The organism is Paenibacillus sp. FSL K6-4396, from assembly GCF_038002525.1.
GTDB lineage: Bacteria > Bacillota > Bacilli > Paenibacillales > Paenibacillaceae > Paenibacillus > Paenibacillus amylolyticus_B.
Genome location: NZ_JBBOCR010000001.1, coordinates 3,190,438 through 3,202,039 on the forward strand (window position 1 = coordinate 3,190,438; position 11,602 = coordinate 3,202,039).

6 protein-coding genes are annotated in these 11,602 nt (G+C 47.4%); all 6 read left to right on the top strand.

The annotated features are described in order from the left end of the window. Positions 1-144: 144 nt before the first annotated feature. Complete coding sequence (locus tag MHB85_RS13900; protein ID WP_192131751.1) at positions 145-5,391, top strand: S8 family peptidase; 5,247 nt, start codon at positions 145-147, stop codon at positions 5,389-5,391. A 257-nt stretch (positions 5,392-5,648) separates the two neighbouring features. Beyond that, on the top strand, positions 5,649-6,821 hold the full coding sequence (locus tag MHB85_RS13905) for a GntR family transcriptional regulator (RefSeq protein ID WP_341074226.1): 1,173 nt from the start codon (positions 5,649-5,651) through the stop codon (positions 6,819-6,821). 223 nt (positions 6,822-7,044) lie between these two features. Beyond that, entirely contained in the window at positions 7,045-8,346 is a 1,302-nt protein-coding gene (locus MHB85_RS13910; RefSeq protein ID WP_192131747.1) for a glycoside hydrolase family 125 protein, read from the top strand. A gap of 78 nt (positions 8,347-8,424) precedes the next feature. Further along, the gene (locus tag MHB85_RS13915) at positions 8,425-9,804 is read left to right on the top strand and encodes an extracellular solute-binding protein (RefSeq protein WP_192131745.1); all 1,380 of its coding nucleotides are present in this window, start codon (positions 8,425-8,427) and stop codon (positions 9,802-9,804) included. A gap of 68 nt (positions 9,805-9,872) precedes the next feature. Further along, positions 9,873-10,739: a carbohydrate ABC transporter permease gene (locus MHB85_RS13920; protein WP_036608294.1), complete on the top strand. Its 867-nt coding sequence runs from the start codon at positions 9,873-9,875 to the stop codon at positions 10,737-10,739. A gap of 22 nt (positions 10,740-10,761) precedes the next feature. Next, positions 10,762-11,586 carry a carbohydrate ABC transporter permease gene (locus MHB85_RS13925; protein ID WP_076211825.1) on the top strand — a complete coding sequence of 275 codons (825 nt, stop codon included), beginning with the start codon at positions 10,762-10,764 and terminating at the stop codon, positions 11,584-11,586. The last annotated feature ends 16 nt before the right edge of the window (positions 11,587-11,602 follow it).

Sequence of the window (11,602 nt, forward strand, 5' to 3'; positions counted from 1 at the left end):
CAGACCTGTAAAGGAGGTGAGGCTTTATGTGAAATCCAGAGTATCTATCTCGTCCGCAATAAAGGTTATTTACCGTTTTATTCTGCAGAGAAGGGCATATGTACCAGACTAAATTAAAAAACCGGGTAAAAGGAGTGGAAAAGTTTGATAAAGATTAATCGGTTACGCAAGCCCATCTCCATGGGGCTCTCGCTTCTCCTTGCATTTTCGATCATTCATCCGGTTTCAGCTGAAAACTCCACATCATCCAAATTGGATATGAAATCTGGACTTGCCAAAGTTACGGAGTCCAAAGTAAACGCCAAATTGACCAAAGAATTTGATGGTAGTGAGTATGTTACCTATCTGGTTAAAATGAAGGAACAGGTGGATACAGCAGCAGTCTCCAAACAGGCCCTTGAAAAGGCGACCATAGCCAAACAAACGGCTTCAGCCACAAAGCTGTCCGTTCGTAATTCGGTCGTCAGCTCTCTGCGAGAAACGGCCTCGCGTACACAATATCCATTGGAAACTTATCTGGAAAAGGAAGTTGACCTGGGTAAGGTTAAAGAATATAAAAGCTATTTTATTGTCAATTCATTGGCAGTGACGAGTACCAAAGAAGTCATGGAACAGATTGCGCTGCTGCCTGAGGTGGAGAAGATTCTACCGAATGAGACACGATACTTACAGAAAGCCGAAGTGAGTAAAGAACCGGCGAATGCGGCATCAGGCAAAGATGCTGTACAAACGCCAGCTAAAGACTCTTCAGTCGGAGTTAAAGACAAGGAGCCTGCTGCCAAGGACAAGCTTGCGACTGAAAACGTGGAATGGAACCTGGATTACATCAATGCGCCAGCCGTGTGGGATCGGGGCATCGATGGAACAGGGATTGTTGTTGCTAATCTGGACAGTGGTGTGGATTATACCCACCCGGCGCTTCGCAGCAAATGGCGGGGACTGGATGCTTCGGGCAATATCGTTGATCCCGAACTAAGCTGGTATGATCCGCACAGTAATGCTTCCCTCCCTGCGGACGAAGACGGACATGGTACTCACACGATGGGTACGATGGTTGGCTCTGAAGCGAATGGCACCAACCAGATCGGGGTTGCTCCCGGTGCGAAATGGATTGGTGTACGGATATTCAATCCGGAAACAACGGATGCCATTATTCTGGATGGCGGACAGTGGTTGATCGCTCCAGTGGATGCGGAAGGCAATCTGCATCCTGAACTTGCACCGGATGTGGTAAACAACTCGTGGGGTGGAGGTGCCGGACTAGATGAATGGTTCCGTCCTATGGTGCAAGCCTGGCGTGATGCTCAGATTTTTCCGGAATTCTCAGCAGGAAATGTGAGACTGGGTAACCCGGGCGGACCTGGTTCTGTTGCTAACCCGGCTAACTATCCTGAAAGTTTTGCTACAGGAGCAACCGATATCAACGGAAATCTGGCTTCGTTCTCCCTACTGGGCCCATCCCCTTATGATGAGATCAAACCGGAAGTATCTGCCCCTGGTGTGAATATCCGTTCATCAGTTCCGGGCGGTGTATATGAAGGAGGCTGGAACGGAACATCCATGGCAGGTCCGCATACAACCGCCCTTGCTGCACTGCTGCTTCAGGCCAATCATTCCCTTACCGTGGATCAGCTGGAGCAGATCATTACAGATACAGCCACGCCGAGAACGGATAGTCAGTATCCGACCTCTCCTAATAACGGCTACGGTCACGGCATTATTAATGCCCTTGATGCTGTGGGTTCTGTACTCGAAGGGATTGGAACAGTATCCGGCAGAGTGGTTACAGCCGGAGATGATCTGGAAGAGCCAGTACTGGCACATACCCCTGTCAATTCAGCCTTTACAGGCATTGATATACCATTAACCGCTCATGTGACAGATAACGTCGCGGTAGTCTCCGTTGAGGCTTTTGCCAAAACGACAGGTACCAACCAGTACGTCTATCTGCCGATGAATCGAATTGCTGGAGATAACAAAGATGGGACGTATACAGCGACAATCCCTGCTTTTCTTATTGAACCGCAAGGTGTGGAGTATTATATCCGAGTGAATGATTACGGCAACAACGGATTCGAAAGTCAGGTATATAAAGTGGCTGTGTCCAATGGTGTGCAGCCAGGATACCTTCAGGATTTTGAAGAAGATCAGCTGGGCTTCACGACTGGTGGTACCGGAAGTACCTGGGTATGGGGAACACCAAGCAGTGGTCCTGGAAGTGCATACTCCGGTGACAAGGTAATTGCAACCAATCTGCAAGGGACTTATGTAGCGAATAGCAATGCATATCTGCTTGCGCCGCCAATTGATCTCACCGAGAGTCCAGAAGGTGCGTTATTATCCTTCAAGCACTGGTATGACTTGGAGAATAACATCGACTTTGGCAAGGTATACATCGCTTCCGAGGATAGCGATTTTGTGTTCCAAGAACTGTTAACCTTCACGGGTACAGGTGGCAATTGGAAGACACAATATGTGGATCTTCGCGAATACGCGGGACAGCAGGTGTTCATCAAGTTCAATCTGACGAGTGATAATTCATTGCAAAAGGCTGGCTGGTACATTGATGATTTCGCTGTAGAAGAGCTGGATGAAATTGCTCCGGGCACACCTGCCGGATTGTCTGCGACTGCCGATATTCTTGGTAATGTAGCCTTGAGTTGGACTGGTCCGAACGATGAGGATCTTGAATCCTATATCGTATATCGCTCCACAACCGCAGGTGCAGGTTATGAATCCATTGGAACTGCAACCGGAACAACGTTTACAGATACGGCTACGGTGACAGATTCGACGTATTACTATACCGTTGCCGCACTTGATTATAGTGGCAATGAAAGCGATAAATCGAATGAGGTCTCCATTACAGTAGAGGTGCCTCAGGATATCTACATCGATCATTTCGATGGCAGTGATGATAATGGCTGGACTCATTCAGGAACCAAAGATGAGTGGGAACGCGGCATTCCGGTAACGGGACCTGCCAGCGCGGTTTCTCCACCGAATGTCTGGGCGACTGATCTCGACAATACGTATGAGAGTGGCTCCAACTATTCACTCGTATCTCCGGTCATTGATTTGACGGATGTGTCCGAAGGAACACTCACGTTTAATCATTGGTACGAGATTGAGAGTGGATACGACTACGGGTATGTGGAAGTCACCAAGGATGGTGGAACCACATGGTCAGAACTGGGCAAATTCTCACATAGTACAAACGGTAAACAATGGACACCCGTATTTTATGATCTGGATGCACTTACCGGTAATGAAGTTCAATTCCGGTTCCGCCTGACCTCAGATAACAGTGTTGTGAAGACAGGCTGGTTCATTGATGATTTCCGTGTACTGGGAGTTGCTGCTGAGACGGTAACGGAGGACAGTGCGGTTGTGCTTAACAATGACAAACCTAAACCGTCCTATGATAATCCATGGTACAAAATTTCGCGGACTGACAAAGCGGAATTTAACAAAACGAAACAACAACAACCGGAAGTTGAAAAACCGGAAACAGGTTCGGTTAATCCACAAAGCCTGCCTGCAAGTGCAACGGTTACTGTACTGGAAACCGGACGTTCGGTGAAGACAGATCCAGCTACAGGCAAGTATAACTTCACACACGTAGCAGGTGATTACACGTTAAAAGCTGAAGCATATGGATATTATCCTCGAACTCAGCAGGTAACGATCACCGATGGCAGTGGGGCCAAAGCCAACTTTAATCTGGAGGCAATCCCGCATGGGCAGATTGAAGGTGTTGTAACGGATGAGCGGACAGGACAACCTCTGGCTGATGCTTCCGTTCTCGTGGTGGAAGATGCCAATGTAGGCGAAGTCCACACAGGTTCAGATGGTAGCTTCGTTATTCAGGTACTGGAAGGAAGTTATACTCTGTCCATCCGTGCTGCTGATTACTACAGTAAAACCGTTACTGTAACTGTACCTGGTAATGGTACGGCAGAGGCGAATGTTGCCTTGAAACCGTTCATCGGTTTTCCAGGGGAAATTGCTTATGATGATGGAACAGCAGAGAACGCACGAGCTTTTAACGCTGCGGATAACGCCTGGGCAGTTCGAATGACACCAGAGCTGGAGACCGCTCAACTGACAGGTGCATCGTTCCGATTCTGGAACACCGAATGGCCTGTACCTGGAGGCACAGCGTTCCAATATGCCGTATATGATGCATCGGGTGCGGGCGGAGCTCCGGGACGACAACTGGCTGGACCATTTGACGGTACTGCACTTCGTAACGATCAATGGACAACTGTTGAATTCCCGGAACCGGTCATTGTAACGGGTGATTTCTATATCGTGTACGTACAGAGTTTAGCTGGAACTAGCGCTCCGGGACTCGCTACCGATGAGGATGGTCCAAATGCAGGTCGAAGCTGGCAGCGAGTAGGTGGAGCGTGGAGCACTTCACCTGATGAAGAAGGTAACTACATGATTCGTGCAGTTGTGAGATATCCGGTAAATGCACCTGTGCTCACAGCACCTGCGAACACGTATACGAATCAATCAACCTTCACCGTGTCGGGAACGTCTCCGGCATCCGGCGCTCAGATCAAGATCTACAACGGCAAAGATCTGGCTGGTACGACAACTGTGGTAAATGGGAAGTTCACTTACGGTGTGAAACTCCGTTCTGGGATTAATGCGATTACTGCCGAGGCAGTGGTGGACGGGAAAACGACCGACCGCTCACTCCCCGTCGTCATTATTCTGGATCAGACCAAACCGCAGTTGACCATTGTTACGCCAACTCAAGGAGATCGCATCAATGCGGAAGTTGTTCACGTAACGGGTAATGTCGTGGAACAATTCCTCGATAAGTTGACTGTTAACGGACAAACCGTACAAGTGGGCAAAGACAGAAGCTTCAGTCATCGCGTATTGGTTAACGAAGGCGAGAACACGATTACCATTACAGCAACCGATCTCGCTGGCAATAAAACTACCGTAACCCGCACAGTCTACGTGGAAACGGCGTTGCCAGAACTTACGAATATTACTCCGGCTGAGGATGTTCGAATCACATCAGGAGAGAGTGTTACTGTTTCATTTGACAGTAAACCTGGTTTGCAAGCATCTTTCCGGATTCAGTTACCGCTGAATCTGAATGCCCAAGGGGCAGGAGAGATTCCATTAGTGGAGACCGAACCTGGTCGTTACACGGGTACGTACACAACACCTTCATCCCTTGTTCTGGATGGTGGAGTCATTGTGATTCGAGCTCAGGATGCAGCAGGCAACAAAGTAGAGGCGGAAGCAGCTGGACGATTGTTCGTCAGCGCAGCACAAGAACAATCCGTTCCAGAACCAGATTCGAGCCCTGAAGAGACTGAAACGGAAGTGGGTCCACCGTCCGCTGAGGGTCTACAACCTTAATTATGCAAAGTATGACATGGATGAAAACTACGTTTTGACCATCTAAGCAAGGAGCCGATAAGCCGCGGTATTAGGGCTTGTCGGCTTTTTGTTGTATCTCGATTCACATCTGACGCCTAAGATTAATGAAGCATCCATTGGGAAGCTTTTTCTTTTGCTCTCATATGACAGCAGGTGAGTTGTCTCCGTTCTTCACATTAATGATATAACATGATATATTAGGATGTAGAACATGAGAAGCATGGGTATTTATGGAGGTGCTTGTATTGGGGAAAGACTCGGCATCCAAGCCGATGTATGAACAGATCTTTGAATCCTTGCGCGAACGGATACAGCTTCATCAATATCAAGTGGGTGAGCGTGTTCCTTCGGAGAAGGAATTATGTGATGAATTCGGAGTGAGCCGGATTACAACGAAAAAAGCGCTTGAAATGTTGGCGAGTGAACAATTGATTGTTCGTCAGCCGGGACGGGGTTCTTTTGTAGCTGATACAGCAGATATGACACAAGAAAGACCTAACAGACCTGCTCCGCGTGCTGCGATCAAAGATCCAGAGAAGAAGCTGCTCATTGGTCTGGTCATCACTAACTTCAGCGATATGTATGGTACAGAACTGTTATATGGTATGGAGGAAGCTTCGCGAGAGCATGATTGTTTTCTCGTACTTAGACGCTCCTTCGGGATTCCCGAGCAGGAGGAACAGAGCATTCAGGAACTGCTGGAACTGGGTGTGGATGGATTGATTATTTTCCCGGCACAAGGTGAATATTTCAGCGATGAGATTCTTAAATTGGTCGTTAACAAATTCCCGTTTGTCCTGATTGACCGGTACTTGAAAGGCATTCCGGCTTCATCTGTGAGTACGGATAATGTAGGCGCGGCGCGAGAAGGGATGAATTATTTGTTCGATCTCGGTCACCGACACATCGCTTTTCTGACGCAGCCTCCGGCGAACACTACACCGATTGAAGAACGAATTGAAGGAATCATTGAGGCTCATAATGATCAAGGAGTGCTGGTGAACAGGGAACTGTGGTTAGAATCTTTTCTTTCGACACTGCCAAGTGTGTTTGATCCTCAAGTCGAGGTCCGTGATGTGGAGACACTGGTGGAACATTTACAGAAATACCCCCAGATTACTGCACTCTTTGCTGCGGAGTATCATATTGCTTTACTTGCAGAACAGGCAGCGGATCGGCTTGGTCTTAGGATACCTGAAGATATGTCCATCATTTGTTTTGACAGTCCGAACGCTGCCGAAAGAAGCCGTGTAACACATATGAGACAAAGCCAGTTTGATATGGGAAAACAGGCGTTCGAGATGGTGCTTCAGAGTATGCAGAACAACGAGATGGCAGTGAATAGGGTTATTTTGCCTGCCCGTTTGGTGAAGGGTAAGTCAACAAGTATGGTGAAACAAAAGGGGTAATTTTAGCAACTTAATATTCATTGTGTTCAATCAGGGACTTCGTGTAAACGAGGTCTCTTTTTTATGTGGATAAAATGGGGAGAATTACTTTAAATGGTATACTATTTATTGTCCTTAATTTAAAATAGCATGCTAATATACAAATAAATATATTGACATAACATTATATTCGTTTTAGGATGATGAAAGCGGTTAACAAATTGGATTACATAAGGAGGACAACATGCTGACACCCAGAGATGATCAAGAAATTTCCCCCTCGATATACGACATGATTGATCAGGTTAACAAACGTATGCCAGACCATCCGGAACTTAATCAAATGTTCAAAAATTGTTTTACCAATACGATGGCGACCACAATTCAGCGCAAAGAAGATGGAACAACTTTTGTGATTACGGGAGATATCCCTGCCATGTGGTTACGTGATTCTGCCGCTCAGGTCAGACCTTATCTGGTTCTCGCTTCAGAGGATGAAGATATCGCCGACATGATCGCTGGGCTGGTTGAACGTCAACTGAATTATATTCTCCTGGACCCTTATGCAAACGCTTTTAATGAGACGGAGAGTGGGAAAGGACATCAGGAAGACCTGACGCAGATGAATGATTGGATCTGGGAACGGAAGTATGAGATCGACTCACTGGCTTATCCGATTCAGCTCAGTTATCTCTTGTGGAAGAACACGGGAAGAACAACTCAATTCAATAATACGTTCCGTAAAGCAGCCCAGATCATCATGCAGTTATGGCAAGTGGAACAGCATCATGAGACGAAATCACCCTACACGTTCCAACGTCTGGATGCTCCCGAAACCGATACGCTCACCCGAGAGGGACGAGGTACTGAAACAGTCTATACCGGCATGACTTGGTCGGGATTCCGTCCTAGCGATGATCGATGTGAATATGGTTATCTGATTCCATCCAATATGTTCGCCGTTGTGGCGCTTCGATATCTGCAGGAAATTGCTGAAGCTGTGTTCGAGGATGAAATGCTGGCAGCGACTGCACAGCAGTTGGAGGAACAAATCAACAAAGGAATTCAGGATTATGGCACCGTTGAACATCCGGAATATGGAACCATATATGCATACGAAACGGATGGGAAAGGCAATCACAATCTGATGGATGATGCCAATGTGCCGAGCCTGCTGTCTTTACCTTATCTCGGATATGTCGAGGAGAACGACGAGGTGTATCAGAATACACGCCGTTTCATTTTATCCACGAACAACCCGTATTTTTATGAGGGAACAGCAGCAGCGGGAATCGGTAGTCCGCATACACCAGAAGGGTACATCTGGCATATCGCTTTATCGATGCAGGGGCTGACTACAGAGGATCGCAATGAAAAACTACGATTGCTTCAGCTTATCCATAAGACGGATGCGGATACCGGACTGACCCATGAAGGTTTTTCGGCCAACAATCCACATGAATATACACGTCCATGGTTTTCATGGTCCAACATGCTCTTTAGTGAACTGATTATGGATTATTGCGGATTCCGCGTACAGAAATAGATAGTGAAGCAAGAGATAACCTGCGAGTACATCATAACGTTCGGAGTTCGTTGAATTCCGACAAGAGGAGAGCGAATCATGAGAAAAATATCATTGAAAATGCCGGTAGCAGCAGTTATGACATCCTTGCTCATTCTTACTACAGCCTGTTCGGGCGGAAGCTCAAGCACAGGCACAACCAGTGACGGTAAGAAGGAAGTAACTGTATCGTTCCGTTCTTCAGGATCTGAAGATACACTTACGAAGTTTTTCCAATCAGGTTTGGTGGATCAATTCGAGAAAGAAAACCCGGATATCAAAATCAACATTGCGCCTGTATTGGCAAGTGAGGGTGATTACACGTCCAAAATGGTTTTGCAGATGAAATCGCCTGATACGGCGCCTGATGTTATTGCAGAAGATACATCCATCATCAAATCCGATGCTGCTGCGGGATATCTGGAGCCGCTGGATACACAGGTTCAGGGCTGGCCCGATTGGAAAGAACACATCATTGGCAACCTGAAGGCAGGGGTTACGGGTGAAGACGGCAAGGTATATGGCGTTCCGGCTACCTCGGATACACGTGGAATCTGGTACAACAAGGAACTGTTTCAAAAAGCAGGTCTGGAAGTTCCATTTAAACCTGCAAGCTGGGCAGAGGTACTCGAAGCAGCACGTACCATCAAGCAAAAACTGCCGGGTGTGACACCGCTTAATATGATCGTGGGCAAAGCAAACGGTGAAGGTGTCACCATGCAAACGCTGGAAATGCTGCTCTATGGTACGGCGGATACGCTGTATAACGACACCAGCAAGAAATGGGTCGTTAACAGCCCGGGTCTTTTGGATTCATTCAAATTCATAGATCAAGTGTTTAACACGGATAAAACAGGTCCGACCATGCAGGTTGCCCTGAATGGACAAGCTGGAAGTATTGCATTCCAGCAACAGTTCCCGCAAGACAAACTGGCGATGGCTGTAGATGGTAGCTGGGCAGGTTCGACATGGGCCGAGAATGGTGCGGCTCCAATTGCCAACGTCGAAGAGAAAATAGGATTTGCGCCATTCCCGACACAAAATGGGGAAGAACCTGGAGCAACGACGATGTCTGGAGGATGGGCTTGGTCCGTTCCTGCACAAGCGAAGAATAAGGAAGCAGCTTGGAAATTTATCGAGTTCCTGATGAATAAGGAGAATGCGACTGCGCGCGTCGTAGCGGAAGGCAGCCTCAGTCCACGTAATGATTCCACAGAAGTTGAAGGTTATACCGATCGTCCATATACCAAAGAAGCACAGGAACTCTTGAATGTAGCCCATTTCCGTCCAGCGAACGATCAATATGCAGCGGTATCCGCACAATTGCAAAGCATCGTTGAGAGTATTGCCTCTGGCAAGCTGACGCCGGAAGAGGGAGTTACGCAATTGAAGGATAACGTATCCCGTTCCCTTGGCGCGGACAGCATCGAAGAGAAATAAGGATATCGATATATTCGGAGGGGGAGGCATAATACTCCCCTTTTTCCGGTTCGAATGGAGAGTGACTTATGAAAAGGAAAGCACCAGGTTCATTTCTGTTTCTCATGCCTTCCGTACTGTTATTACTTGTGTTTTTCATTGTTCCCATCATTCTGACGATCTGTTTTGCCTTTACGAATATGGCTCTGACCGGGGCGGCAGCCAAGAGTCTGGAGTTTGTCGGGTTCCAGAATTTCATTAATATGTTCCATGATCCGGACTTCCGCATTAGTGTCTGGCGCACACTGGTCTTTCTCATCTTCTCCGCAGTCATTGGTCAGGTATTGCTTGGATTCATTCTGGCTCTACTAATGAAGGAAAAAAATGTGACCTTCCGCCGGGTCATTGGCATCATCGTCATTGCCGGTTGGGTGACACCCGAGATTGTTGTGGCATTCTGTATGGTCGCCTTTTTCAGTGACAATGGTTCATTGAATCAGATCCTCGGCTGGTTTGGGGCGAATCCAGTCTCCTGGTTGTTCAGTTTCCCTATGGTGAGTGTCATTATCGCGAATATCTGGCACGGCACAGCCTTTTCGATGATGGTCTATCAGTCGGCACTGGATGATATCCCGAAGGAAGTTGAAGAAGCTGCGATTATTGACAGTGCCACCGGGTTCCAGATTGTTAGACACATTACGATCCCAATGGTAAAAGGGTCCATCGTGACCAACATGATGTTGGTTACTCTACAGACACTGGGTGTGTTCACGCTGATCTATACGATGACCGGTGGTGGCCCGGGTACTTCAACACAAACCTTGCCGATCTTCATGTACAATCAGGCCTTTGTGAACTATCAATTTGGATATGGCACAGCCATATCGCTGGTCCTGCTGTTCATTGGTATTATCGCCAGCCTGTTCTACATGCGATCCATGAAAGTGAAAGTGTAACCATGAAGGAGGTTCGATCCCTATGGTCAAACATGGGCTTCAACGCAAAATCCAGTACGGGATTCTAGTTTTTCTGGGGCTCTGTTTTTTATTACCGCTGCTCTGGATCATTCTGGCTTCATTTGACCCGAACGCGCAACAGGGTATCAAAATGCCCAGTACCTGGACCATTCAAAATTTCAAGGATGTACTCGGGGATTCGAGCAATCTTCGTTCATTCGGTGTGGGCCTGATTCTGTCGGGAGGGCAAGCGATATTGGTTGTTCTGGTATCTGTTCTTGCTGCGTATCCATTATCCCGTTATGAAATGAGATTCAAAAAAAGCTTCTTGTTATCTATTCTGTTCATGACAGCACTTCCGATTACTGCCGTGATGGTTCCGGTATTTCAAATGTTTCTGTTCTTCAAAATGCAAAATAGCATCATTGCCACGATGCTGTTCCTGACCGCATCCTCACTTCCTTACGGCATCTGGATGATGAAAAACTTCATGGATTCGGTGCCCATTGATCTGGAAGAATCGGCATGGATTGACGGTGCATCCGTGTGGAACGGATTGAGACGAATTGTAGCGCCATTGATGTTGCCGGGTATTGCCACGATAGCGATATTTACCTTTTCGGGAAGTTGGGGCAACTTCTTCGTGCCATACATCCTGCTCCAGACACCGGAGAAACTTCCGGCATCGGTCACGATTTATCAATTTTTCGGCAGCCACGGTATGGTTGAATACGGCAGATTGGCTGCATTTTCACTACTTTATACGATGCCTTCGGTTGTGTTATACATCTTCTCCCAGCGTTACATGTCCAAAGGTTTCAGCATGGGCGGGGCAACCAAAGGTTAATGACAGGAGGTACGCA

Bases quoted from the DNA above. Each gene is read 5' to 3' on its own strand.
- MHB85_RS13910 (WP_192131747.1), top strand. From the start codon at position 7,045: ATGCTGACACCCAGAGATGATCAAGAAATTTCCCCCTCGATATACGAC.
- MHB85_RS13915 (WP_192131745.1), top strand. From the start codon at position 8,425: ATGAGAAAAATATCATTGAAAATGCCGGTAGCAGCAGTTATGACATCC.
- MHB85_RS13920 (WP_036608294.1), top strand. From the start codon at position 9,873: ATGAAAAGGAAAGCACCAGGTTCATTTCTGTTTCTCATGCCTTCCGTA.
- MHB85_RS13925 (WP_076211825.1), top strand. From the start codon at position 10,762: ATGGTCAAACATGGGCTTCAACGCAAAATCCAGTACGGGATTCTAGTT.